We start from the raw sequence: 23,242 nt of genomic DNA on the forward strand, positions 1-23,242 counted from the left end.
CAGCGAGAAAGGCCTCCGCTGGGGAGGCCGGCCCCTCGCATGGGCAGCCTGAAACCGTCCCTCAACCCGGCGATCATTTCCGGTCACAGCACTAGAGCATGGCTTTGGCGCCTCCTTACCAGCCCTCGTACGGCCGGCGCGACTGTCACACAACGATGACAAGGCGCGAACGAGCCGGGGTCACGGCCGGTCGACAGTGGACGAGGCCGACCGGCCGCATCGATCACACGGACAGGAGAAGGCGTGGCTATTGACGGGAAATGGGACCGGCGTTCGCTGTTGCGGGGCGCCGCTGTGGTGGCCGGCGCCGCCGCGACCGCTCCGCTGCTGGGCGGGGCGGCCACGGCGCTGGCCGGCAGCGGTGACGCGGACGCGCTGTTCAAGGCCGGGAAGTTCGAGCAGGCCGGCCGCGCGTACGAGGAGATCCTCAGGAAGGACCCCGGGAACCTGCACGCGGCCCGCCGGCGCGGCTATGTGGGGCTGCTGGGCAACCGGTTCCCCGAGGCCGAAAAGTACCTGAAGATGGCCGTGCAACTGGCGCCCGGCGACAAGGACGCCAACTACTTCCTGGCCGACTGCTACCTCCGGCAGGACAAGTTCGGCCTGTCCGCACCCCACTGGAAAGCGGCCGGCGAGGACGGCTACGCCACCTGGTTCGCGGCGGTCCGCGGCGAGGCGTATCAGGTCCACGGCGACATCGCGCGGGTGCCGTGGAAGCAGACGGACCCGATGCCGCTGGTCGAGGGCTCGGTCAACGGCGGGCCGGCGAAAAGCTTCACCTTCTACACCGGCGCCTCGAACCTGAGCTTGACCGCGACGCTGGCCAAGGAGGCCGGGCTGAGTCCCGTCGCCAGTCAGAAGATCGATTTTGAGGGCGGCAGCATATGGGCGCACTACGGGATTCTGGACTCCTTCAGGCTGGGCGGCATCGAGCTGCGCAACGTCCCCGTGGGCTGGTCGGCGACCGAGTCGGGCGAAGACGTCGGCGCCGACAGCGACGGCATGATCGGCACGTGGGTCTTCTCCCACCTGCTGACCACCTTCGACTACGCGGGCCGGCAGCTGATCCTGCGCCGCCGCACCCCCGAAACGGCCAGAAAGGTACGGGCGGGCGCCGAGCCCCTGCCGCTGTGGCTGGCTGAGCAGTATCTGCACACCAGGGGCAGCGTCGCCGGCTCCGGCACCGGGGTGGTGGGCGTGAACTTCGGCGGAAGCGGCGGGGAGAGCGCCGCGGTCGTGTTCGGGGACACGGCCGAGCGGCTGGGGATCCGCAGCGACTACGACCGTCCGCTCGGAACCTTCGCCCACAGCCATCCGGCCGTCACCTATCCGTGCTACCCGAAGGAGATCCGGCTCGGCGCCGCCACCGCCAGGGAGATCTACTGCGAGACGCACCCCAAGGCCGCGCTCGCTCCCTTCGGGTTCGACGTGCGGGTCGCCTTCTTCCACTGCTTCTTCAAGCCCTACAACATCACTCTCGACTTCACCGACATGAACCTCTACCTCGCCCGCGGCAAGGCCACCTGATCACTGTCCTCTGGGGTTGTCGTCGATGGTCGATGCCGGACCTGGGCGGCTCGCTTTCGCGCGGCATACTTCCGATATACCGCCGATCTTTAGGGTCTGGCGACATGAGAACCTTGCGATCCGCGGCCATCGTCGGCGCCCTGGGCCTGGCCCTCTCGCTCGCGGCCACTCCCGCCTCGGCTTCCTCCGTCCTCAGCGGACGCTGCAGCAAGGGCGACTTCAAGCTCGCGGCGGCGATCACGTACGGCAACCCCGGAGGCCAGCACATCTTCACGAAGCTCACCTGGAACATCGCCGGCAACGTGGGCGGCGACAACGACGTCTACTTCGAGTTCTGGAAGAAGGGCAGCCCGGACAGCCTGCTCAAGGTCTTCAAGATGAACGACGTCTCGAAGTCCGGCTCCATGAACATCTCGTTTCGCAGGCCGAAGGGAGACGCGATCTTCGTGCACGGCGGAACCGTCTTCGACACGAAGTACGCCACCGACCCGGTCTGCAAGTACTTCACCCGCACGATCTGACTCGTCCTCGGCGCACGAGAAGGGGCCTTCTTCGCGCCGCCTGGCGCGGCCAAGGTCGGCGATACTGTGGGCGTGGAGTACGTGTCCAGAGTGCCGCGGCCGCCGCTGGACGGGCTGATCGACGACCTTTACTACCTGGGGGGCGCGCCGCCGTACGCCCGGCTGATGCTGCCGCCGAGCCCGTCGGCGTTGCTCATCGTCAACCTCGGGGAGCCGTTCCGCATCCGCGCCGGCGCCGACATCGAGACGGCCGAGTACGCCGACGGCTGCGTGGTCACCATGCCCACCCGCGCCTTCGAATTCGGCTATCCGCCGGGGACCCGGTCCGTCGGCGTGCACTTCAAGCCGTGGGGACCGGCGTCGTTCCTGCCGATGCCCGCGGCCGAGCTGTGTGACCGGCCGGTGACGCTGGAGCAGGTGTGGGGCCGGCCCGCCGTCGCCGAGCTGCGGGAGCGGCTGGCCGCGGCGGCCGGGCCGTACGAGATGCTGACGCTGCTCGAAGAGGAGCTGATGCGACGGCTGCGCGAGACCGCGGGTCTGGGGCTGGTCCGCCACACGAGCAGCGTCATCGCGGCGGCCGGCGGGGCGCTGGCGATCGGCGACCTGAGCGCGGCGGCCGGTGTCAGCAGCACTCATCTGGCGCAGCGGTTCAAGGAGCTCATCGGCGTCACGCCGAAGCGGCTGGCCCGCACCTACCGCTTCACGGCCACCGTGTTCGCGATCGACCCCGCCGGACCAATCGACTGGGGCGACCTCGCCGGTGGCGCGGGCTACTTCGACCAGGCCCACTTCGGCCACGAGTTCCGTGCGTTCACCGGGCTCACGCCGACGCGGTACGTCGAGGTCCGGCGGCGGTTCCTGCGCGAACATCCCGGCCACGTGCTGGACGGCTGGCCGCTGCCGGCCGATTGATTTCTTACAAGAGCCGCAGCTCACGACGCGCTAGTTTGGGGCACCCCAAAGCAGAGGAGAGCCCCGTGGGCAAGGTGGTCATGTACAGCTCGGTGTCGGTGGACGGCTTCATCGCGGACGAGAATGACCAGCCCGGACCGCTGTTCGACTGGTTGTCCAGCGGTGACGTTCCGTTGGACGAGAGCGGCGAGCTGAAGGTGTCGCAGACGTCCTACGACTACACCCGCCCGTACTGGGACCAGATCGGGGTGACCATCGCCGGCCGCCACGTCTTCGACATGACGGACGGGTGGGACGGAAAGCCTCCGGGCGGGATCGACCACGTGGTCGTCGTGACGCACCGGCCGGAGCCGGAGGGCTGGGACCCCGAAGCGCCGTTTCACTTCGTCGACGGCGTCGAGGCGGCCGTGGCCAAGGCGCAGAAGCTTGCGGGTGACCGCATGGTCGAGGTCGCCGCCGGTGACGTCGGCGGCCAGGTGCTCGCCGCGGGCCTGGTCGACGAGGTGCGCATGGACGTCGTACCCGTCGTGTTCGGGTCCGGCAAGCGCTACTTCGGGTCGGTCGACGCGCAGCACCTGTTGGAGGATCCTGACGTGGTGATTCAGGGCAACCGGGTGCTTCACCTGCGCTATCGGGTGCGCCGTTGACCGATCTGAGCGGGTACGCCGACACAAGAGCGGGCCGTCCTACGTCTTTCCTGGGTCAGGGGTGAAGCCGATCTGAAGCCGTCGCGACGCCGTTGCCTGCTTGGCTCGTGAAGGACATGACAACATGAGTCAGAAAGGCTGACGAGCATGGTCGTATCGGCGAAACGTGTCGTGCGGAAGGGTGGGCCGGCCGTCATCGCCGCGTTCACCATCCTGTTGTCGGCGTCCTCGATCGCCGCGCCCACGGCACAGGCGACGCGGACGCCCCCCGCGGAAACGGCGGCCTGGACCCCGGTGCTCACCCCGCTCGACCCCCGCCGCGAGACGGTGAAGCGCAATCTGAGCGGTGCGGATCGAAGTGCGCTCCTCAACGACTGCTGGCCCGGGTACCTGTGCGTCGCCGCCGGTGAAGGCGATGGCCAGCACACCGTCTACGAGCTCTACTACTGCACCGAGCGTTCGCTATCCAACTTCATCGACGCCGGCGCCCTCAACAACAACCAGGCCGGCAACGCGGTGACCCGCCTGAAGGACCAGCAAGGCAGGGTCAGGAGGAGCATCGCGGCCAACGAGCCGGAGAGGGTGGTCGGCGTGGACTGGCGGCCGATCTGGTACATCGACCCCTGCTGACCCGGCCATCACTGCTGGAGGGAGGTGAGAAACGCTTCCGCCAGGCGGTCGGTGAAGTCGCCGTCGACGGGTTGATCGGTGACCAGCGTCCGGTAGTAAAGGGGGCCGACGAGCCGGTCTGTCGCCTCGTCGAGGTCGAAGGTCACGGGCAGTTCGCCTCGCCGTACGGCACGCTCCAGGGGAAGGCGGTCGCGGCGGCGCTGCTCGGCCAGGTAGCGGTCGCGGAAGTCGGCGGCGAAGACGGGATCGAGCTGGGCGTGCGCGATCAGTGCGCGGAAGACGGCGCCGGAGTCGGTCTCGCTGAGGAACCGCGCGAGCAGGCGGAGGTAGGCGCGCAGGTCGAGGGCGAGGTCTCCGTGGTCGGGCGGGGTCAGCGCCTCGGCCAGGTCCTGCAGGAACGCTTCCACGAGGACCTCGGTCTTGCTCTTCCACCAGCGGTAGACGGTCTGCTTGGCGACGCCGGCCCGCGCGGCGAGGCCCTCGATCGTGACCCCGGCGAATCCCTTCTCGGCCAGCAGGTCGTCGGCCGCCTCCAGGACGGCCTGGCGCGCTGCCTCACTACGCCCATGGCGGTTGCCGTGATGCGGACGGGACATGACCACTCCTAGACTAGACGCAACGGTTAGTCTACTCTAGCGCTCATGAGAAACACACTGGCGGAACCTCGCGTGGCGGAAGCGCTCGACCGGATGTTCGCCGCGGCGGACCGGGACGACGCGATCGCCGCGCGAGTGGACAGCTTCGGGAACACGCCCCAGGAGCACGCGGACGCGGCGGAAGAGATCTACATGCCGATCTCACCCGAAGCAGGGCGGTTGCTTTACAGCCTGGTGCGGGCCATACGGCCGGCGACGGTCGTGGAGTTCGGGATGTCGTTCGGCATCTCCACGCTGCATCTGGCGGCGGCCGTGCGCGACAACGGCACCGGTCGCGTGATCACCACCGAACTGAGTGCGCACAAGATCGCCACGGCCCGCCGTACCTTCGCGGAAACAGGGTTGGAGGAGGTGATCACCGTACTGGAGGGAGACGCCCTGCAGACGCTCGCCGATCTGCCGCATGCGCCCGGCCTCGTCCTGCTGGACGGATGGAAGGACCTCTACCTTCCGGTGCTGCGACTGCTGGAGCCCCGTCTCGCCCCGGGCACGCTGGTGGTCGCCGACGATGTGGAACTGGCGAACGTGCAGCCCTACCTCGCGTACGTGCGGGAACCGGACAACGGGTACGCGTGCGTGACGTTCCCGGTCGAGGACGGGCTGGAGATCAGCTGCCGCCTGTAGCGCTGCTTACGGCGCGATCTCAAGCTCAGATGGGTCGGTAGCGTACGTTGACGGTCGCCGTGGGGTCGCTCTGGCCGACATGGTGAAGGTAGATCGGCTCACTGCCGGGGTTGTCGTAGAGGCGGATGCCCTGCCCGAGCATGACCGGCATGATGTGGAGGTCGATCTCGTCGATCAGCCCCAGGTCGAGAAGCTGACGCCCGATGGTAGGCGAGAACACCTCGAGGTTCTTGCCCCCGGCCGCCTCCAGCCCGATCCGCACGGCCTCGGCGACGTCGCAGTTCAGGAACGTGATCCCGTCCGCGGGCGTGGCGTCTTCGGGATGGTGGGTGAGCACGAAGACCGGTCCGTCCCAGTCGCTGGAGTAGGGGCGGGCGCCGGGCAAGGCGTCATATCCGTCCCGGCCGCCGAGAACGGCTCCTGTTGTCCGCACGTATTCGTCCTGCAGGCCCGGCCTGTCCGTTCCGGCCATCCAGCCCATGTCGTGGTTGACCCCGGCCACGAATCCGTCCAGTGACATCGCGAAGTGGAAAAGCACTTTCCCACTGGCGGTCTGCGGCTTGGTGTCGTTCATTGTCGCCTCCTGTGAGCTGGTGACTCAGCCTGGCAGAAATCGGTACACGCCGATAAGGTCCGATCCTGTGGGGCTTATGAGGACCAATTCCGGGCCGGCCGAGGACCTGTTCATCGAGTTGGACCGCGACGCCGGCGTGCCGCTGCACCGGCAGATCGGCGCGTCCATCCGCGCGAGCATCCGGGCCGGCCGGCTGCGGACGGGCGCGTCGCTGCCACCCACCCGCACCCTCGCGACCGGCCTCGGGGTCTCGCGCGGGGTGGTCGTCGAGGCCTACCAGCAGCTCGTGGCCGAGGGCTACCTCGCCAGCCGTTCCGGCGGATACACCCAGGTCGCCGCGTCGATACCGCCGGCCGCCACGGCGGGCTCCGCGCCGCCGACGCCCGCGCGCAGCGCCGGCTTCACAGTCGACTTCGGGTACGGTCGCACCGACGTGTCCCAGTTCCCGCGCTCGACCTGGCTGCGTTCGGTACGCACCGTGCTCACCACCACGCCCAATGACCGGTTCGCCTACCTCGACGGGCGCGGCGTTCCGGAACTGCACGAGGCTCTGTGCGACTACCTCAACCGGGTGCGCGGCACCTCGGCCGTCCCGGGCAATGTGGTGATCTGCAATGGCTTCGGGCAGGGCATCTCGCTGCTGATCCAGGTGCTGGTCCAGCGCGGCGCCCGGCGGATCGCCCTGGAGGACCCGTCGTCCGACGACGACGCCCGGGTGCTGGCCGGCGCCGCCGGTCTGGACGTCGTCGGCATCCCGGTGGGTCCGGGCGGCGTTCAGGTCGACGCGCTCCAGCGGGCCGACGCCGACGCGGTCGTGCTCACGCCGTCGCACCAGTGGCCCACCGGGGGAGTGCTGTCGGCTTCGGCGAGGGCCGAGGTGATCGGCTGGGCCCAGCGCCGCGGCGCGATCGTGATCGAGGACGACTACGACGCCGAGTACCGCTACGATCGCTCGCCCGTGGGCGCCATGCAGGGACTGGCGCCCGATCACGTCGTCTACTGCGGTACGGCCAGCAAGACGCTCGCCCCGGGACTCCGGCTCGGCTGGATGGTCCTGCCCCCGCACCTGGTCACCGACGTCGCCGCGGCGAAAGTGCTCGCCGACCGCGGTTCGCCGGTCATCGACCAGTTGACGTTCGCCGACTTCCTGGCACGCGGCGAGTTCGACCGCCACCTGCGCCGGATGCGTCCGGTGTACCGCCGCCGCCGCGACGCGCTCCTGGACGCCCTGCGCACTCACCTGCCCGAACTGGAACCGGCCGGGATCGCCGCCGGGCAGCACGTGGTGGCCTGGCTCCCGCCCGACCTCGACGAGGCGGAGGTGGTGACGGCCGCCGCCAGGCACGGACTGGGCATCCACGGCGTCGGCCCGTACCGGATCGCCGGGAGCGGACCGGGCGGCCTCATCTTCGGGTACGCCATCCTCGGCGAGAGCGCCATCGCCGAGGGGGTCGCGCTGCTGGCGACGGCCATCCGGGAGGTACGGGGAGCCTGATCTCAGTGCGTGTTTGAGAAGATCGTTCATGTTCGGCGTGGCAGTGTGACGACGAGCGCCGGTGTCGTCAGGGTGGCCGGATGCCCCCTGAGCGCTACCCTTCAGATCTGACCGACGCGCAGTGGGAGCTGATCGAGCCCTTACTGCCCGAGCCGAACACCGGCGGACGTCCCGAGAAGCATCCGCGCAGGGAGATCGTCAATGCCATCCTGTACGTGGTCCGCTCGGGCTGCCCTTGGCGGTACTTACCCACCGACCTACCGCCCTGGCAGACCGTGTACTGGTACTTCCAGCAGTGGGAACAGGCCGGCGTCACCGAAGCGCTGCTGACCGAGTTGCGCATCAAAGCCCGCCGCCAGGCCGACCGCGCCGACGAGCCGTCGGCGGGCATCATCGACTCCCAAAGCGTCAAGGGCGCCGACGCCGTCAGCCGCGACAGCCGCGGCTACGACGCGGGCAAGAAGGTCAACGGCCGCAAGCGGTTCATCATCACCGACACCACCGGTCTGCTCGTCACGGTCGCCGTCATGGCCGCGAGCTGGCAAGACCGCGACGGCACCAAGACCGCTCTGCTGTCGGCCTACCTGACCACCCCGATCCGGCACGTCTTCGCCGACCAGGGCTTCGCGGGACGGCTGGTGGACTGGGCCCGCGACACTCTGCACACCACTCTGGAGATCGTACGCAAGCCTGCTGACCAGCGCGGCTTCAGCGTCATCTCCCGCCGTTGGGTGGTGGAGAGGACGCTGGCCTGGCTGACCGCCTGCCGACGATTGGCTCGTGACTACGAACGCGACCCTGCCGTCTCCGAGGCGATCATCCGCTGGGCTGCCATCGCTGGCATGACCCGCCGCATCTCCCGAGGGGGACCCACTCGACGTCAGCGCCGCTACGTCTGCGACTGAGGCTGCTCGTCCATCTCAAGCACGCACTCAGAAATGGCTCTTCCCAGGAAGTAGGCGTCAGTGATGGGTGCTCAGGCGAGACTCCACACCCGGATCGTGGTGTCGAGGCTGCCGGAGACGACGACGGGGGTGCCATCCTCGCGTGTGCCCACAGCCAGAGCGCTGATGTTGTCGGTGTGGCCGGCGAAGGGGCCGCTAAGGGGTCGGCCGGTATCGAGGTTGCGCACCACCACGTTGCGGTCGTTGCCACCTGAGACGATGACCGGGGTGCCGTCACCGTCTTTGGTTGTCACGACGAAGGGGTGGTGGGCGTTTCCTTCATGCGTCAGGGGCTCCCCGAGGGGCCGGCCCGACTCCAGGCTCCAGATGCGCAGCGTCGCTGGTGGGCTTCCCTCGTCCAGAGGGAAGTTCGGGACTTCTGCCGAGATCATGACGCGCTGTCCATCGCTGCGCTCCGCGATCGCCACCCCGTACACCATGCAGGTGAAGCAGGTGTTGAGAGGCTTGCCGATGGGTTTACGCGTGTCGAGGTTCCAGATCCGCATCCTTGAGTCGGTGCTGCCGGTCACAAAGACGGGCTTCCCATCGGCGCGCTTGGTGACCTCGATGTCCATGACGCCGGAATAGTGACCCCACCACGGCTTGCCGATGAGCTTGCCGGTGTTCAGGTTCCACATGTGGAGCGCCACCGTTTTGCGGCCCTCGCCGCTGGAGATGATGACCGGCGTGCCGTCACTGCGCTTCCCGACGGCGACCGCGTGGACGAGCGCGTGCCCGGTTCTGAGCGGTTTGCCCAAGGGTTTGCCGGTGTCGAGGTTCCACATCCGTACGGTGCCGTCCTCACCGCCGGAGACGATGACAGGGGTGCCGTTGCTGCGCTTACCGATCGCTACGTCGTACGCAGGCCGGTGATGGCCGGTGATGGGCCTGCCGAGCGGCTTGCCCGTGTCGAGGCTCCACACCCGCAGCGTCTTGTCGAAGCTGGCAGAGACGATGACTCGGGTGCCGTCGCTGCGCTCGCCGATCGCGAGCGCGCTGATGCCGCGTGTGTGGCCCTTCAACGGTCCGCGCAGCTCACTTCCGAAGGGCGGAGCCTCTGCAGGGAGTGCAGGCCTGGCAGGATGGCCAGCGAGAGCGACCGGCGTCGCCATCACCACGGGCGTGTGCCAGCACGTGCCTGCTACCAGGAGACCCAGCGCGACCGCCAGCGTTCCGGCACCCGTCCTTACTGCACGTCGCGCCATCTCCTCGTCCTTCCAGGCGTTCTGTCCCATGATCGTGATCACGGGACGGCGTCACTGTAGCGGCCGGGATCCTTGTTCCGGAAGAGCTACGGATGCAACCTCCTGCTCAACGCACAAACGCCTCTCGTCACGGCGTCACGCCAAACACAAATACTCTTCTCAAACACTCTCTCAGGGTGCCGGGCGGATGTTCTGGTTCAGGTGGAACACGTTGGCCGGGTCGTAGGCGGTCTTGACCGCGGTCAGCCGGGCCAGCTTCGCGGCCGAGTACGCCCGCCGTACCCCACGCTGCCCGTCGGCCAGTTCGTCGGCCGTCAACGAGTTGACGTACACCCCGCTCGCGTACGGTTCGAGCGAGGCGCCGGCGGCACGCGCGGCGCCCATCCTGGCGTCGTCCTCGGCCGGGTCGGTCCAGCGGGTGCCGGCGCCGAACTCGAACATCGTGCCGCGATGGCTGAACGCCGCGTCCGCGTCCGGGACGTCGGCGATCGCGCCGCCGTGCGCCTGCAGGCCGACGCCCGGCAGGTACGGGCTCGCGCTCAGGTCGGTGCCGCCGCGCAGCAGGAACGCCTCGATCGCCGCGGTGGGAAACTCCCGCAGATAGTGCCCCTTGGAGTAGCGACGGTACGCGTGGCCGCCGGTGGAGTCGTCCCGTCGCTGCAGTTCGAGGTACGACGGGGTCGTGACGCGCGACGCGACGGGACGCCCGAGCGCCCGCATCGCGGGCAGCAGCCGGCGGCCCTCGTCCGGGTCACCGACCCACACGAACCCCAGCGTGGCGATCGGGCCCGCGGGGCCGCCGCCGACACCGGCGGTGAACGTCGCCTGCCGGGGCGCCACGGCGTTCAGATCACGCCAGCCCTCGATGACCGGGACGGCGTCCTCGGCACGGAAGTCGAACTCGGCGACCAGCGTCCGCGTGCCGATGCGATGCAACTCGAACTCGAACTCGGTGACGATCCCGAAGTTACCGCCACCACCGCGCAGGCCCCAGAACAGATCCGGGTTCTCCGTACGGTTCGCGGTCACCACGTCGCCTTCGGCGGTGACCATTGTGTAGGAGACGACGTTGTCGCAGGCCAGGCCGTACTGGCGGGCCAGCCAGCCCATGCCGCCGCCGAGCGTGAGCCCGCCGACGCCGGTGTGCGAGACGTTGCCGGCGGTGGTGGCCAGGCCGTACGCCTGGGACGCCCGATCCAGCGCGCCGAGCAGCGCGCCGCCCTGCACCCGGGCCCGCCGGCGGGCAGGATCGACGCGCACGCCGCCCATGGGCGTCAGGTCGATCATGAGGCCGCCCTCGGGCACGGCGAAGCCGGCGACGTTGTGCCCGCCGCAGCGCACGCCGATCTCCAGGTCCAGTTCCCGGGCCATCCGCACGGCGGCGACCACATCGGCGACGCCCGCCGCGCGGACGATCATGCGTGGACGCCGGTCGACCATGGCGTTCCAGACGGTACGGGCGGTGTCGTAGCCGGCGTCGCCAGGGGTGAGAAGCCGGCCGTCGAAGCGCGTCGCTGTCGTTGTCATGCCACTCAGCCTGACAAGAATTGGTACAGGCGATAAAGTCCGATCCCGCAGGCTGATCGAGGACCAATTCACGGAGGCCACACCACGGCCGCCGGTCCGTCACTCGATGACGTCCGCGGGAAGTGGATCGTGGTGGTCGGCCCGCAGGCCGTCGAGGGAGATGCGCAACAGCCTGTTCCACATCTGCGGCCGGCAGTCGTCGGTGACCTGGACGGCGTGGCCCAGCGAGACCAGAAGAAGCAGCAGGTCATCGGTGGTCACGCCGGGGCGCAGCAGGCCCGTGGCGACGGCGCGGGCGCACAACTGCTCGATGACGAGGCGAAGCTGATGGATGCCCTCCAGATCGGGGTCCGCCCAGGTCAGCGCAAAATTCTCCATGATCGCGCGGTGGCGGGCGTAGCCGGTCAGGGCCTGCCGGTAGAAATCGGTCAGTGCCGCCCAGGGGTCCTCGGCCTCGATCGCCGCCTGGCGCGCCGAGTCCGCCCAGTTCAGGAAGTCCCTGCGCAGGACCGTGTGCACGAGATCTTCCTTCTTCGGGAAATGCCGGTAGAGGGTGCCCATACCCACCCCGCTGCGGCGCGCGATCTCGCGTACGTCCACCGCGGCGCCCTGCTCGGCCAGCACGTCGGCGGCGGCCTCGATGATCGCTTCCCGGTTGCGGATCGCGTCCACACGCGGCGCCCGGCGCCGGGTGGTGTCTTCCGGTTCGGCCACTGCCATGTAGCCGAGCATACCTCCTTATACGGAGCACGTGCTCCGCTCTGTGCTATTTTGAGGAGCAAGTGCTCCGGATAATGAAGGGGATGTCATGACCGACCCGTCCACGACCACCGCAGCCGAAGCCCCTGCCATCGGCGACTGGAACGATCGGATCATTGCCGAGTTCCGAGCGAATGGCGGGTACGTGCCCTGGAGCAGCGAAGAGGAATTCGCCGCAGGCCGGCCCATCCCGCCCCGGTTCCCCGGGTTCGACGAGCAGGGCATGCCGCTCATCCTGGTGCACCACACCGGGGCCAAGACCGGACGCGAAAGGATCAGCCCGTTGTTCTACCAGCCGGTGGGCGATGGCTGGGCCATCTTCGGAACCCACGGCGGCAGTCCGCATCATCCGGTCTGGTACCACAACCTCATGGCGAATCCGCAGGCCGTAGTCGAGGTGGGCACGCATCGCGTGCCGGTCGTGGCTCGGCTCGCGGAAGGCGCTGAGCGCGACCGACTCTGGGCGAAAGAGGTGGCACTCGTCCCGAAGTTCGCCGAGTTCGAGGCCGCCGCAGGCAGGCAGGTCCCCGTCATCGTGCTGGAACCCGTCCCCGAGCAGTGACAACGCACCTGCCGCCCACCCCTTGGGCTTGTCGTTCGAGTTCCGATCCTCGAGGCCCGCGGGAACCGGGAGCTCACCCGCCTGGCGCGCCTGGGCACCCAGGTGAACGGAGCCGCCTTTCTAGCGCCAGAGCGTGAGCGCCGATGAATCGCCGGCGCATCGCGGATGTATCAACCTTGCCGGAGATCCTCGGGGTTGTCAGCACAACGGCACTCCGAAGGAGCAAAGCGATGACCGCCACCAACACCCTCTCCAGCCTCCCGGCCAAGGCCAAGAACAGGATCTTGACCCTGAACGGCATCCTGTGGTTCCTGCAGGCGCTCTGGGGCCTCTTCTTCGCCGGCAGCGGCTTCGGCAAGGTCCTGCTGTACGACGCCGCCCTCTACGAGACCGCTCCCCGGGCCGTCGCCTGGTACGCGGCCGTACCCCAGACCCTGATCGTCTTCATCGGAGTCGTCGAGGTGCTCGGCGGTATCGGCCTCATCCTGCCCGCGATGACGGGCGTCAAGCCGAGGCTCACCCCGCTCGCCGCGGCCGGTCTGGCCCTGACGATGATCCTCGCGACGGCCTTCCACATCGTGCGCGGCGAGTACGCCCTGGTCCCCGCGAACCTCGTCCTCGGCGGCGTCTCGGCGTTCATCGCGCTCGGCCGATGGAACCTCAGGCCCACCGCGGCGGCGACCCTGACCACCCCACGCCTGCTCAAGTCGCTCGCGGTTCTCGCCGTGATGGCCCTGCTGGTGTTCGCTCCGACATGGTACACGATGACCCACGCCCAATTCTGATCGAAAATAGTCAACAAGGCGTAGACTATTCACATCATGGCAAGTACCTCTGGGGACATCGAGCGGCTGGCCTCCCGGCTGCGCATGCTGGCGCTGCAGCGGCCGGAGGCATGGCTGGACCTGGATCTCACCATGCCGCAACTGCGCATGTTGTTCACCGTCCGGCGGCGAAGCGGCTGCACGGTGTCGGAACTGGCCGAGACGCTCGGACGACGGCTCGCGGCCACGTCCGCGCTGGTGAACCGGCTGGTCCGTGCCGGGCTGCTGCACCGGACGAGCGATCAGGACGACCGCCGGCGGATCCGGCTGCAGCTCACCGACGAGGCCGAACGGTTGCTGAGCACCGTGGATCAGCGGTCGGCGGACAGGTTCGCGGCCATCCTGGGCCGCATGAGCGAACCGGGCCGCGCCGCGCTGGCCGACGCGCTGACGGAGCTCATCGAGCTCGTGTCGTCCGACCTCGCCGACGGGCAGGCCCACCGCGCGCAGAAAGGACTCCCATGAACCGCAACCCGTACGAGGGCCTGTCCGGAACGATCGACATCAGAGCCGTGCGGTCCGCCGGTTTCCGGGAGGTCCAGCTCGACGCCGGGACCCTGCGGATCAACTACGTGGTGGGCCCGGACAACGGACCTCCGCTGGTCCTGCTGCCGGCGCAGACCGCCACCTGGGAGAGCTACCAGCGGGTGCTGGTGCCGCTGTCGCGGCGGTTTCTGGTCTACGCGCTCGACGTACGCGGACACGGCAAGTCGAGCTGGACCCCGGGCGCATACTCCTGGCGGCACCTGGGCGCGGACATGAGCACGTTCCTGTCCGAGGTCGTCCGGACTCCCGCCGTCATCTCCGGCAACTCCTCCGGCGGCCTCCTCGCGCTGTGGTGTGCGGCCAACCTGCCCCCGCGGGTCGCCGCGGTGATCCTCGAGGACGCCCCGGTGTTCTCCGCGCAGCTGCCCCGCTTCCGCGATCACGATCGTTTCGTGTACGGCGGGCTGAAGCATCTGGCCGAAGCCCTCGGCGACCCTCAGAATCGTGACCTGGCCGACTACTTCCGCGGTCTGACCCTCCCGATCTCCGAAGTCCGCGAGAAGCGGGTCCCGGACTGGTTCATCACCTTCCTGTCCCACCGGATCCAGGCGTTCCAGACACGCCACCCCGGCCGGCCCGTGGACATCGGCTACTTCCCCCTCAAACTCCGCCTGCTGCTCAAGTCGCTGTCCATGTACGACCCGGACTTCGCGCGCGCCTTCGTCGACGGCCGGTTCTACGACGGTCTCGATCACGCCGACGCGCTCTCCCGCGTGTCGTGCCCGCTGCTGGTACTGCACGGCGACTGGCGGCGGCTGCCCGGCCATGGCCTGATCGGCGCCATGGACGACGAGGACGCGGCCCGGATCAAGCAGCTCGTGCCGCACAGCCGGTACAGGAAGGTTCATGCCAATCACGTGATCCACATGTTCAAACCCCGCTCATTCGTGGAGGCGGTCGACACCTTCTTCACCCAGGACGTCTCGGGAGAGCCCGCCACGCGATGAGTGTCGTACCTCACAACTCTGGTGGTCCCGCGGTCACCGGGGTTGTTCGTCGTGGAGATGCAGGTGTCCCTACGGCAAGGAGAGATCACCATGTCCACCACCAAGCGTGACCACCTCAAGTCGAGGCTGCCCGACCCCAGCCAGTTCATCCCCGAGCTGTGGGAGATCGGCGGGGGTATGACCAAGGCCCAGGAGAACGGGTCGATTTCGCCGACCCTCATCGCCCTGGCGCAGCTCCGTCTCGGGCAGCAATTCGACAGTACGTACCACACCATCGGGCAGACCGGCATCCTCCGCAAGCTCGGCGAATCGGAGGAGCGCATCACCGCCGTGGCGACCTGGAGGGACACGCCTCACTACTTCACCGAGGCCGAACAGGTCGTCCTTGAGCTCGTGGACGCCACCTTCACCCCGAATCCGGGCGGGGAGCGTGTGTCCGACGAGTTGTTCGCCAGGGCATCCGCCCACTACGACGAACGGGCCCTCGTGACGCTCTGCATGGCGATCGGCCGGAGCTGCTTCTTCATCCCCCTCACCGTCATCGGCAAGCCGGTCGCCGGCCGGCCCGCCGGCGAGAACTGGACGTCGACGACGTAGAGCTCGCCGCCGGCCGAGCGCACAGCTGCCACGGCGCGGCCCCTCGTGCAGCATCAAGATGTCTGCCCTCTTGACCCCCTGATCCGGAGCCGCGATGTCCGCGGGCACGATTCTCACTGCGGATCACCCCGGCGTGGATCAGGCAGAGGTCGGCCGGGAAGGAATCTGCGGGGTCACGCGCGTGGTGGAGGGGCCGGCTCCTGATGGGACCCGGTCGGCCGAGTTGATCGCCGGCGGGATCGGTTTCCTGGTGACAGGACTGTCCACGGCGGCGTCCGTGGCGCAGATCGCGGGGTGGCGGCAGGCACATCCGGGTCGTGGTCTCCACCGAGGCCGGTGCCACGTCTCGTGCCGCGGGTCTTTCCGGTACGGCCGGCCGGCGCACCGCCCTCCTCGTGGCCAACGCGGCCTACGAGGATCCCGGGCTGAGCCGGCTGCGCTCGCCCGTCTCCGACATCCGGGCGCTCGCCGAGGTCCTGGGCGAGCCGGCCATCGTCGCCTTCGACGTCGGAACGCTCACCGATGCCGGCGAATCCGTGCTGCGCCGCCGGGTCGCGGCGCTCTTCGCCGACCGGCAGCCCGACGACGTCCTACTCCTGCCACGGGCTCAAGGACCAGCGTGGCCGCCTCAACCTGGCGGCGGCCGGCACCGAGCTCGGCTCGCTCGCGGCGACCGGGCTGCCGGCGTCGTTCGTCGCGTGGCACGCTGACCGCGGCGAAGCGCACCCGTGCGGCGTAAGCGCACGGTAAGACCCTGACCCAGGCCGGTGCGGTTAGCTGGGGACATGAGCATCTTCAGGAGGCCGGTGACCTGGCTGGCCGCCGGTCTGGCCGTCGGGGTCGCGTCGGTCGGCCTGTACCTCTTCCAGCCCTGGCGGCTGTTCACCACCGTGACGGTCGACGAGGCACTGCCGTCCGTCTCCGCTACGCCTTCCGCTACCCGTCCGTCTCCGGCCGTCAGGGAACTGGCCGGCGGTGAGTTCCGCAGCCACGAGCACCGGACCACAGGCACGGTGAAGGTCCTGCGCCTCGCCGATGGCAGCCGGGTTCTGAGGATCGAGAAGCTCGACACCTCCGACGGACCCGACCTGCGCGTGTGGCTCACCGACCGGCCGGTGACCGATGACTGGTACAGCGTCGGCAAGGGGCGGTCCGTGGAACTCGGCAACCTCAAGGGCAACAAGGGCAACGCGAACTACGCCATTCCCGCGGACACCGATCTCGATGTCTTCAGGAGCGTCACGATCTGGTGCAAGCGGTTCAGCGTCTCGTTCGGAGCCGCAGCGCTGGCCTGACCGCCGACGTCAGCTCACCCCGGTCCGCGCCATGGAGCGGACCGGGGTGCCAACGTGCCGGCTCAGCCCGACCAGGGGCCGCTGCGCGCGAGAACGACGTACTTCTGCCGGTCGTAGTCCCAGGAGACGTAGGCGGCGTAGAACTCCGTCCTGTGGGAGGTACGCCAGTTCGTCTCGTAGGCCGAGCCGTTCTTGGCCCACTGGTAGGTCAGGTAGTTGTTCTGGGCGTCGGCGCCGTCCTGCGGGTTGTGGTCGTAGAGGGCGACGTAGTCGTGGTAGCCGACGGACGTGGGCTTGCTCCACCTGAGGCGGATCCAGTTGTCGTTGAGCCCCCACTTGTACTTCTCCAGGGAGACACCCACCGCCGCGACGTTGACGTCCTGGGCGCTGGATCGCGGGGTGTTCCTGAGCTGTTCCGCCACCGCTTGGGGGCTGGGGCCGTCGGCGTGCGCCGGCGTACTGACGGCCAGCAGGGCGGTGGTCGCGAGGGCGCCCACCATGGAGACCAAGGTCATCTTCTTCATGCCGTGCATGCAAGTCCGCACCGGTTGACAGGCCGTTGACACGACATTGACGGCCGATTCGCGGGCACAGCGGCTCACCCGCTGCCGATGACGGCCCTCTGATGTGCGAGGTACCCCGCTCGCGTCGATCCTCGCAGTATTTCGTCTAGTCGAAAGGTTCTGGGAGAAGGCCTCAACGTCTTCGTCCAGATAGGACTTGACGGCGTCGGTCTGCGCACCGGCTCGGTATTGACGTCCTGAGGATCCATGGCGGAAGCCCTCATCGTCGGAGACCACACACTCTGAAGGAGCCACTCATGTTCACTCATGCCGGCGCCGCCGCGGTTGCGGCGATACTTCTCATGGCGCCATCTCTCGCACCCACCCCAGAACCGACGTCTACCACCACTGAGGCGGAGACCAGCGGGAAGCGGAGCATCCGAAACGTCGAATCCGCACCTCCGCGCCCGATCCGCGTCCTGCAGATGAACCTTTGCAACAGCGGGCTCGCCCGTCATTGCTGGGACAAGAAGCCTGGCGCCCCCCAGAATCGGGCAGGAGCGACCATGCAGGTAGCCGCTGCGGAGATCGCTCGAATCAAGCCCACCGCGGTGACGATCAACGAGATCTGTTCGGGCGATCTGGAGGGGTTCAAGCAGAAGATCGGATTCAAAGGTGATTCGTTCTTCACCGTGCTGGAAGGCGCGCCCGGATCCAGGACGCCGAAGAAATGCGGCCAGCCAGGAAAACCCAGCAAGGGCGGTGACTACGGGTCGGCGATTCTCACCAAGGAACCGTTGAGGGAGCCCTACAGCGAGTTCCGTCTGGAGAAGGCTTTCGACACCCAGCGAAACGACCGGGAAGTACGCGTCATGGGCTGCCGGAAGATGCCGTGGGCCACGGTGTGCACCGCTCAACTCCACGCCGTCCCTTCACAAGAGAGCGACGAGGACTATCTCCGCTCCGTGCAGGTGACCGCTGACCAATGCTTCCAGCTTTCGAGGGAGGCCAGACGGTTCGCCGGAGACGGACCCTTGATCATCGCCGGCGATCTGAACCTGCGATGGAACAAACCCCACGAGCAGAACGCGCTCAACCTCTGCGGCAAGGGCCTCATCCGCAAGGGCGACGGAAACCGCCAGCACGTCATCAGCGGCAAAACCTTCGGAGAACCACAGACCGAGCCGTGGCCTGACACCTCCGAGCCCGACACGGTGTGGACCGATCATCCGCTGTTCTACGTCGACCTCACGTAGCGCCGCGACGGGCCATCGAGATGCATTGGGGCGATCTCTCCTGAGAAGAGCTTCTGGCCACTTTTGTGCCGCCGTGTACGGCTGGCCAGGCAGATCGCCGCGTGGACGCGGCTTCGCCGGGGCAGCCGGAGTACGGACATAACGTAAATTTTTCGCTGGCCGGTAATCCGGAGGCCCCTTCAAGACAGTTCTAGATGTGGACGATCCAGAAGAACGATTCACCAACCTCTATGACCGGCACTACCGGAACGTGCTGGGCTATGCCCTGCTGCGTGCCGAGCCGGCCATGGCGGAGGACCTGACCAGCGAGACGTTCCTGATCGCATGGCGGCGTCTGGACGACCTGCCCGATCAACCGCTGCCGTGGCTGCTCGGCGTGATGCGCAACCTGCTGCGCAACCAGCGTGTCCGCCGGCTGCGCAGCGACGAGTTGATCGCGCGGTTGACCGGGCTGAGTTCCTTCGTCGAAGGCGACGTGGCCGAGCGGGTAACCGGCCGGCAGGAGGCCTTGGCCGTACTGGCGAGCCTGAGTGAACAGGACGTCGAGGCGGTGGTGCTGGCCAACTGGTACGGCCTCACGCCCGCCCAGGCGGCCCAGGCGGCGGGCTGCTCGCCGCGCACGTACAACGTCCGGCTGCATCGCGCGCGCCGTCGCTTGGCCGACGCGCTCAAACTCCCGCCTCACTTCGCCTTTCAGGGACAGCCATGAACGACAACGACCCCATCAATGAACTGATCACCACGCTACGCCCGGACACGCTCACCGAGGACGCCTACCGGCGGCGCCGTTCGGCCGATCTCGCCCGCGCGTTCCAGACCCCTCGGACCCCTCACCACCTTCGGAGATTTTCCATGGCCAAGCGCCGCCCCCTGACGCTGTTCGCCGTCGCCGCGGCGGGAATCGCCGCCGCGGCGATCGCCGTTCCGCAGTTCGTCTCCGCGGACCCCACGACCGGCGCTCCGATCGCCGCGCAGCCGTCCGGCGTGCACGAGGTCCCGGCGCAGGTCACGACAGGCGCCCCCGCGAACACCCGCACGATCCTGCTCGCCGCGGCCAAGGTGGCCGCCGAGGAGCCGATCTCCTCGGGCACGTTCTGGTACTCGCGGGTGCGCACGGTGCAGATGGTTCATGTCGCCCCGCTGGAGTACAAGGCCGAGCTCAAGAAACTGGACGCCGAACTGAAGGCCGAGGAGGCGCGGTTCAAGGACAAGCCCGCCGAGTTGGAGGCCGCCCGCAAGGAGTTCAAGGACAAGGTCGACGCCCTGAAGACGGCTGAACTGCCCTACACCGCGACCCGCGGCGACACCGCCGAAAGCTGGCTATCGCTCAGGAACGCCACCGGCCGCTCGGTGAAGAACCAGGATGTGAAGATCGAGTTCGCGACTCCCGAGGACCGCGCCAAGTGGCAGCAGGCGGGCTCGCCCAGGTTGTCCGAAGATGACCGGCCGAAGACGAAGGAAGGCGCCCCCGAGGGCATCGTCTCGATCGGCAACGACAGCCTCACCTGGTCCAGCATCGCCGAGTTGCCGACCGGCAAGGCAGCGCTGAAGGCGAAACTGCACAGCATGTACGAGCAGGGCGACAAGCGGATCCCGCTCGCCCTGTACATGTGGCAGACCGGCGCCGACCTGCTGTCCGCCCCGATCACCTCGGGTACCAGGGCAGCCCTCTACCAGGTGCTGGCCGACTCCACTTCCCAACTGACGTCGCAGACGGGCGTGGCCGACGGCAAGGGGCGTACCGGGGTCGCGCTGGAGACGACCGGACCCGATGAGACCGGCGCGGCCGGCCGGATCACCTACCGGTTGATCTTCGACGACAAGACCGCCAAGCTCCTGGAGCTCGCCGTCATCGAAACGGGGAAGGCGACGCCGTTGCTCCAGCAGACCTACGAGGCCATGGGCTACGTCGGCGACCTGACCGCGAAGCCGGGCCAGTAGCACAGACCGCAGACCTCAGGCGGGGGCCGATGTCTGCCGGATAGCTCCTGCGGCACCCTCACGAGCAGACCCCGACTCCCACCCGGGACCGGGGTCTGCGCGGGCACACGACCGCATACTTGACGGGCCGCCTCGCCGACGACTGGACAGTGTTGACCGTCGGCCTTCCGGGCCCGGAGGCGTTGACGGCGGCCTTCTACGCTCGCCACAACGGTCTGCGCGGCACCAGGCCGCTCACCTGTCCCGCGCTGCTCGGGCCGTCGTGAGCTGGTGGCGCACCCGACGAGCGCGGTGCACGGCGCCATGGCTGGGCAGGCGAAGGAGTGTGATCCCAGCCGCCGCCTGACGCGTCAGTAGATCCACGAGAGCGAGTTGCCCGTGCACGTGGCGGCGTCGATCTTGGCTATGCACACGTAGTACTTCACGCCGTCCTTGGCCTCGAACGCCTTGGTGTAGCTGGTGCCGCTGATGTTCTTGTGGAGATACGTGCCCTGGGCCACGATCGTGATTTCGTACTTGTCGTTGGCCAGCTTCGTCGGCTTCTCGATACGGGCCCAGATCCAGGTCTTGCTCTTGTACTTGCCGTAGCGCATCTGCAGCGTGCCGAGACCGGTCCTGTTGCTGTGGACCCTGGTCTTGACGTCGCTGGCGTACCTCGGCGCATCCGACGAGGTGCTCAGCGCCGCGGCTGTGGCCGGAGCCGCCGTTGCCGGGGCCGCTCCGGTGGAGGCGACGATCGCGGCGGTGGCCGCCGTTCCGGCCAAGGTCCAGATCTTGCGCACTTCAGGTCCCTTCGCGATTGTCGGACTGGAGGGGCAACGCTAAAGGGATCCGGTATATCCGAGGTATGCCCTTGCGGCGGAGCTGTCGTTCCGGGGCAATGCGGGCAGGCTGGTACGTGCCGTCATCGAGGGCTTCTGCTATCAGCCGCGCGCTGCCCCGGATGGGTCAGGCGCCAACGGGCGAGGCGCGCACCTATGAGAAGGCAGCATCCAGAAACAACGCGTTCCGCCCATGGATGGTCGCCCTGGGCAGGGTCGGCACCGGTGCTACCGGTTTCGCTCGGACTCGCGCTGCTGGTAGTCACGCGGAGACAGTCCGTGGAATCGGGAGAAGGCGGCGCTGAACGTGGGCAGGTGGGCGTACCCGATCCGGCGCGCGACGGCGCTGGGCGGGGCGCCCCCGGCGAGCAGGTCGCGAGCGATGCGCATGCGGGCGGCATAGCGCCAGCGGCCCAGTGTCATACCTGTCTCGTCGCGGAAGGCACGGTGGATCTCAGCGCGGACGTCAAGATCATGCGTCCCGCCAGGCTCGCCGATACGGCGCAAGCACTCCATCGCGACAGCTCGCGCGCGCGGATCGGCGGGCATCGGCACCGACAGCGCCCGCTGCGCGGCGACCTGCTCCGCGAACAGGTCGAGGATGTGGCGGGGGTTGTGGTCGTCGGGACGCAGTCCCGACCTGGCGCTGATCGAGCAGAACATCAAGTAGTCGTCCCACGCGGGCGAGAACCGCACCTGCAGCGGCGCTGCCAGTTGGAGGTCGCCGGTGCTCGCGTTGCCCAGCGGCAGGGAGACGGAGTTCTCGCGGAGGCCGGTGACATGCTCGATGTCCGCAGGGATCCAGGTCGCCACCCCTCGCTCCCTCTCGTAGCGTTGGCCGCCGATGTCCAGGTACCCGCTGCCTCGATACATCCAGCTGAGGACGTGGATGTCATTGGTGTGCGACGGCGTGCTGGCCGCGGGCAGCATCTCAGGCGCGGCGGGAGTGTCCGTCTTGCGCGTCATCCGGATCAGGTCGTCGGTCTGCCGTGCCGCCGCTGCCCGTTGCGTCAGCCCACCGGCGTCAGGTCGGGCGGAGAGCTCCCGTCCGAACTCGTGGGGGGTCAGCCCGAACCGTCCCTTGAAGGCCCGCGTGAGGCCGTTACGGCTGGCGAAGCCCACACGAGCGGCCACCTGGTCCACGTCGTAACCGGCGGCGAGGAACTCCACGGCGGCGCCGAGCCGGCAGAGCAGCCGCCACTGCTCGAACGTGAGGCCGGTGTCGGCGAGGAAGTCCCGGCGAAGGGTGCGCGCGCTGGAGGGCACCCGCGACGCCCATTGCTCGACCGTGAGGTCAAGCGCGGGGTCGCGAATCAGTTCCTCGGCGACTGTCCTGGCGCCATGGGCTCGCGGCATCGCCGGCGAGGCGAATCCCGCTGAGCTCGGACTTCGCCCGACCCTGATGGGCGCCGGCGAACGCGAGCCAGGACGCCGGAGGAGTTCCTCGATCGCCTCGGGGGAGTACCCCCGGCCGCTGAACGGAGTGACCTGCAGGTTGAAGAGCTGGATCAACCAGTCCTGCCAGCCCTTGGGAACGGCGAACCACGTCAGTTCCGACAGCCCCCAAGCCCCGACGCCGGCATGAGGCCACAGCGGGAAGGCGACAGTGCCCGGCTCGGTGGTGATCGCCCTCTCCGCCCAGCCATCTGCCGGAATCCAGGCGCCTTCGCCGGCTCTGAGGTGGAGCACCCGCCCGCCGTCGAGGCGTACGTGCGCCACGCCGGTGCGAACCCAGAGCAGTAGCGGTCGAACGGACGCATCCGCCGAACCCATCCGCGCGGCCGGAATCGGCGGCGGGTCGCCTGCGCCCGCGGCGAACGACGACGACACCACCACGTCCTAACCATACGGCAGCCTGCGCACACCAATGCAGGTGAGGTTTGCCTAACCTTACCAGCGCGCCTTCCCGATGATGGTGCACGGCTTTGC

Annotated in this window: 26 protein-coding genes; 18 read left to right on the top strand and 8 right to left on the bottom strand. The window is 68.3% G+C overall.

Annotation, left to right across the window (positions count from 1 at the left end):
- Positions 1–243: 243 nt before the first annotated feature.
- From ACIBI5_RS34140 to ACIBI5_RS34160, 5 genes are all read left to right on the top strand, one after another.
- Positions 244–1,527 (top strand): tetratricopeptide repeat protein, encoded by a 1,284-nt coding sequence (locus tag ACIBI5_RS34140; RefSeq protein WP_397252831.1) that lies wholly within the window; start codon positions 244–246, stop codon positions 1,525–1,527.
- A 104-nt stretch (positions 1,528–1,631) separates the two neighbouring features.
- Complete coding sequence (locus ACIBI5_RS34145; RefSeq protein ID WP_397252832.1) at positions 1,632–2,048, top strand: hypothetical protein; 417 nt, start codon at positions 1,632–1,634, stop codon at positions 2,046–2,048.
- Positions 2,049–2,120: 72 nt separating this feature from the next.
- Complete coding sequence (locus ACIBI5_RS34150; protein ID WP_397252833.1) at positions 2,121–2,960, top strand: helix-turn-helix domain-containing protein; 840 nt, start codon at positions 2,121–2,123, stop codon at positions 2,958–2,960.
- Positions 2,961–3,025: 65 nt separating this feature from the next.
- On the top strand, positions 3,026–3,607 hold the full coding sequence (locus ACIBI5_RS34155) for a dihydrofolate reductase family protein (protein ID WP_397252834.1): 582 nt from the start codon (positions 3,026–3,028) through the stop codon (positions 3,605–3,607).
- A gap of 171 nt (positions 3,608–3,778) precedes the next feature.
- Positions 3,779–4,237: a hypothetical protein gene (locus ACIBI5_RS34160; protein ID WP_397252835.1), complete on the top strand. Its 459-nt coding sequence runs from the start codon at positions 3,779–3,781 to the stop codon at positions 4,235–4,237.
- A gap of 8 nt (positions 4,238–4,245) precedes the next feature.
- Here ACIBI5_RS34160 and ACIBI5_RS34165 read toward each other — a convergent pair whose 3' ends face one another.
- The gene (locus tag ACIBI5_RS34165) at positions 4,246–4,833 is read right to left on the bottom strand and encodes a TetR/AcrR family transcriptional regulator (protein ID WP_397252836.1); all 588 of its coding nucleotides are present in this window, start codon (positions 4,831–4,833) and stop codon (positions 4,246–4,248) included.
- 45 nt (positions 4,834–4,878) lie between these two features.
- Between ACIBI5_RS34165 and ACIBI5_RS34170 the strand changes: the two genes are divergently transcribed.
- The gene (locus tag ACIBI5_RS34170) at positions 4,879–5,517 is read left to right on the top strand and encodes an O-methyltransferase (protein ID WP_397252837.1); all 639 of its coding nucleotides are present in this window, start codon (positions 4,879–4,881) and stop codon (positions 5,515–5,517) included.
- A gap of 25 nt (positions 5,518–5,542) precedes the next feature.
- Here ACIBI5_RS34170 and ACIBI5_RS34175 read toward each other — a convergent pair whose 3' ends face one another.
- Positions 5,543–6,091: a dihydrofolate reductase family protein gene (locus ACIBI5_RS34175; protein ID WP_397252838.1), complete on the bottom strand. Its 549-nt coding sequence runs from the start codon at positions 6,089–6,091 to the stop codon at positions 5,543–5,545.
- Positions 6,092–6,167: 76 nt separating this feature from the next.
- Here ACIBI5_RS34175 and ACIBI5_RS34180 point away from each other — a divergent pair, with 76 nt between their 5' ends.
- Both ACIBI5_RS34180 and ACIBI5_RS34185 read left to right on the top strand, forming a co-directional pair.
- A complete protein-coding gene (locus ACIBI5_RS34180; RefSeq protein ID WP_397252839.1) occupies positions 6,168–7,586 on the top strand; it encodes a PLP-dependent aminotransferase family protein in 1,419 nt (472 codons plus the stop codon).
- A gap of 80 nt (positions 7,587–7,666) precedes the next feature.
- Entirely contained in the window at positions 7,667–8,491 is an 825-nt protein-coding gene (locus ACIBI5_RS34185) for an IS5 family transposase (protein WP_397252840.1), read from the top strand.
- 71 nt (positions 8,492–8,562) lie between these two features.
- Here the strand turns inward: ACIBI5_RS34185 and ACIBI5_RS34190 are convergent, their stop codons facing one another.
- The 3 genes from ACIBI5_RS34190 to ACIBI5_RS34200 form a co-directional block, all read right to left on the bottom strand.
- Complete coding sequence (locus ACIBI5_RS34190; protein WP_397252841.1) at positions 8,563–9,777, bottom strand: WD40 repeat domain-containing protein; 1,215 nt, start codon at positions 9,775–9,777, stop codon at positions 8,563–8,565.
- A gap of 129 nt (positions 9,778–9,906) precedes the next feature.
- Positions 9,907–11,262 carry an FAD-binding oxidoreductase gene (locus tag ACIBI5_RS34195; RefSeq protein ID WP_397252842.1) on the bottom strand — a complete coding sequence of 452 codons (1,356 nt, stop codon included), beginning with the start codon at positions 11,260–11,262 and terminating at the stop codon, positions 9,907–9,909.
- A gap of 99 nt (positions 11,263–11,361) precedes the next feature.
- Positions 11,362–11,982, bottom strand: a complete 621-nt coding sequence (locus tag ACIBI5_RS34200; RefSeq protein WP_397252843.1) for a TetR/AcrR family transcriptional regulator — start codon at positions 11,980–11,982, stop codon at positions 11,362–11,364.
- 88 nt (positions 11,983–12,070) lie between these two features.
- Between ACIBI5_RS34200 and ACIBI5_RS34205 the strand changes: the two genes are divergently transcribed.
- The 7 genes from ACIBI5_RS34205 to ACIBI5_RS34235 all read left to right on the top strand — a co-directional run bounded on the left by ACIBI5_RS34205 (position 12,071) and on the right by ACIBI5_RS34235 (position 16,792).
- Positions 12,071–12,583: a nitroreductase/quinone reductase family protein gene (locus ACIBI5_RS34205; RefSeq protein ID WP_397252844.1), complete on the top strand. Its 513-nt coding sequence runs from the start codon at positions 12,071–12,073 to the stop codon at positions 12,581–12,583.
- A 230-nt stretch (positions 12,584–12,813) separates the two neighbouring features.
- Entirely contained in the window at positions 12,814–13,368 is a 555-nt protein-coding gene (locus tag ACIBI5_RS34210) for a DoxX family protein (protein ID WP_397252845.1), read from the top strand.
- A 36-nt stretch (positions 13,369–13,404) separates the two neighbouring features.
- A complete protein-coding gene (locus tag ACIBI5_RS34215) occupies positions 13,405–13,872 on the top strand; it encodes a MarR family winged helix-turn-helix transcriptional regulator (protein WP_397252846.1) in 468 nt (155 codons plus the stop codon).
- The gene (locus tag ACIBI5_RS34220) at positions 13,869–14,900 is read left to right on the top strand and encodes an alpha/beta fold hydrolase (RefSeq protein ID WP_397252847.1); all 1,032 of its coding nucleotides are present in this window, start codon (positions 13,869–13,871) and stop codon (positions 14,898–14,900) included. The genes ACIBI5_RS34215 and ACIBI5_RS34220 overlap by 4 nt, the downstream gene beginning before the upstream one ends.
- 90 nt (positions 14,901–14,990) lie before the next feature.
- Complete coding sequence (locus ACIBI5_RS34225; RefSeq protein WP_397252848.1) at positions 14,991–15,497, top strand: carboxymuconolactone decarboxylase family protein; 507 nt, start codon at positions 14,991–14,993, stop codon at positions 15,495–15,497.
- A 317-nt stretch (positions 15,498–15,814) separates the two neighbouring features.
- Positions 15,815–16,207, top strand: a complete 393-nt coding sequence (locus tag ACIBI5_RS34230; protein ID WP_397252849.1) for a hypothetical protein — start codon at positions 15,815–15,817, stop codon at positions 16,205–16,207.
- Positions 16,208–16,303: 96 nt separating this feature from the next.
- The gene (locus ACIBI5_RS34235) at positions 16,304–16,792 is read left to right on the top strand and encodes a DM13 domain-containing protein (RefSeq protein ID WP_397252850.1); all 489 of its coding nucleotides are present in this window, start codon (positions 16,304–16,306) and stop codon (positions 16,790–16,792) included.
- Between the two features lie 62 nt (positions 16,793–16,854).
- Here ACIBI5_RS34235 and ACIBI5_RS34240 read toward each other — a convergent pair whose 3' ends face one another.
- Entirely contained in the window at positions 16,855–17,316 is a 462-nt protein-coding gene (locus ACIBI5_RS34240; RefSeq protein ID WP_397252851.1) for a hypothetical protein, read from the bottom strand.
- Positions 17,317–17,612: 296 nt separating this feature from the next.
- Here ACIBI5_RS34240 and ACIBI5_RS34245 point away from each other — a divergent pair, with 296 nt between their 5' ends.
- From ACIBI5_RS34245 to ACIBI5_RS34255, 3 genes are all read left to right on the top strand, one after another.
- Positions 17,613–18,551 (top strand): endonuclease/exonuclease/phosphatase family protein, encoded by a 939-nt coding sequence (locus ACIBI5_RS34245; RefSeq protein WP_397252852.1) that lies wholly within the window; start codon positions 17,613–17,615, stop codon positions 18,549–18,551.
- A gap of 196 nt (positions 18,552–18,747) precedes the next feature.
- Entirely contained in the window at positions 18,748–19,260 is a 513-nt protein-coding gene (locus ACIBI5_RS34250) for an RNA polymerase sigma factor (RefSeq protein ID WP_397252853.1), read from the top strand.
- Positions 19,257–20,492, top strand: a complete 1,236-nt coding sequence (locus ACIBI5_RS34255) for a hypothetical protein (RefSeq protein WP_397252854.1) — start codon at positions 19,257–19,259, stop codon at positions 20,490–20,492. Before ACIBI5_RS34250 ends, ACIBI5_RS34255 begins: the two co-directional genes overlap by 4 nt.
- 350 nt (positions 20,493–20,842) lie before the next feature.
- Here the strand turns inward: ACIBI5_RS34255 and ACIBI5_RS34260 are convergent, their stop codons facing one another.
- Complete coding sequence (locus ACIBI5_RS34260; protein ID WP_397252855.1) at positions 20,843–21,274, bottom strand: hypothetical protein; 432 nt, start codon at positions 21,272–21,274, stop codon at positions 20,843–20,845.
- Between the two features lie 267 nt (positions 21,275–21,541).
- A complete protein-coding gene (locus ACIBI5_RS34265; RefSeq protein WP_397252856.1) occupies positions 21,542–23,032 on the bottom strand; it encodes a helix-turn-helix domain-containing protein in 1,491 nt (496 codons plus the stop codon).
- Positions 23,033–23,242: the final 210 nt, after the last annotated feature.

Origin of the sequence: Nonomuraea sp. NPDC050540 (genome assembly GCF_044457485.1) — a bacterium.
In the GTDB taxonomy this organism is placed as follows: domain Bacteria; phylum Actinomycetota; class Actinomycetes; order Streptosporangiales; family Streptosporangiaceae; genus Nonomuraea.

What these genes read in the sequence shown, in the direction of transcription:
- ACIBI5_RS34145 (WP_397252832.1), top strand. Translation starts at nt 1,632, where the DNA reads ATGAGAACCTTGCGATCCGCGGCCATCGTCGGCGCCCTGGGCCTGGCC.
- ACIBI5_RS34165 (WP_397252836.1), bottom strand. Translation starts at nt 4,833, where the DNA reads ATGTCCCGTCCGCATCACGGCAACCGCCATGGGCGTAGTGAGGCAGCG.
- ACIBI5_RS34170 (WP_397252837.1), top strand. Translation starts at nt 4,879, where the DNA reads ATGAGAAACACACTGGCGGAACCTCGCGTGGCGGAAGCGCTCGACCGG.
- ACIBI5_RS34175 (WP_397252838.1), bottom strand. Translation starts at nt 6,091, where the DNA reads ATGAACGACACCAAGCCGCAGACCGCCAGTGGGAAAGTGCTTTTCCAC.
- ACIBI5_RS34180 (WP_397252839.1), top strand. Translation starts at nt 6,168, where the DNA reads ATGAGGACCAATTCCGGGCCGGCCGAGGACCTGTTCATCGAGTTGGAC.
- ACIBI5_RS34185 (WP_397252840.1), top strand. Translation starts at nt 7,667, where the DNA reads ATGCCCCCTGAGCGCTACCCTTCAGATCTGACCGACGCGCAGTGGGAG.
- ACIBI5_RS34195 (WP_397252842.1), bottom strand. Translation starts at nt 11,262, where the DNA reads ATGACAACGACAGCGACGCGCTTCGACGGCCGGCTTCTCACCCCTGGC.
- ACIBI5_RS34200 (WP_397252843.1), bottom strand. Translation starts at nt 11,982, where the DNA reads ATGGCAGTGGCCGAACCGGAAGACACCACCCGGCGCCGGGCGCCGCGT.
- ACIBI5_RS34205 (WP_397252844.1), top strand. Translation starts at nt 12,071, where the DNA reads ATGACCGACCCGTCCACGACCACCGCAGCCGAAGCCCCTGCCATCGGC.
- ACIBI5_RS34210 (WP_397252845.1), top strand. Translation starts at nt 12,814, where the DNA reads ATGACCGCCACCAACACCCTCTCCAGCCTCCCGGCCAAGGCCAAGAAC.
- ACIBI5_RS34215 (WP_397252846.1), top strand. Translation starts at nt 13,405, where the DNA reads ATGGCAAGTACCTCTGGGGACATCGAGCGGCTGGCCTCCCGGCTGCGC.
- ACIBI5_RS34220 (WP_397252847.1), top strand. Translation starts at nt 13,869, where the DNA reads ATGAACCGCAACCCGTACGAGGGCCTGTCCGGAACGATCGACATCAGA.
- ACIBI5_RS34225 (WP_397252848.1), top strand. Translation starts at nt 14,991, where the DNA reads ATGTCCACCACCAAGCGTGACCACCTCAAGTCGAGGCTGCCCGACCCC.
- ACIBI5_RS34240 (WP_397252851.1), bottom strand. Translation starts at nt 17,316, where the DNA reads ATGAAGAAGATGACCTTGGTCTCCATGGTGGGCGCCCTCGCGACCACC.
- ACIBI5_RS34245 (WP_397252852.1), top strand. Translation starts at nt 17,613, where the DNA reads ATGTTCACTCATGCCGGCGCCGCCGCGGTTGCGGCGATACTTCTCATG.
- ACIBI5_RS34255 (WP_397252854.1), top strand. Translation starts at nt 19,257, where the DNA reads ATGAACGACAACGACCCCATCAATGAACTGATCACCACGCTACGCCCG.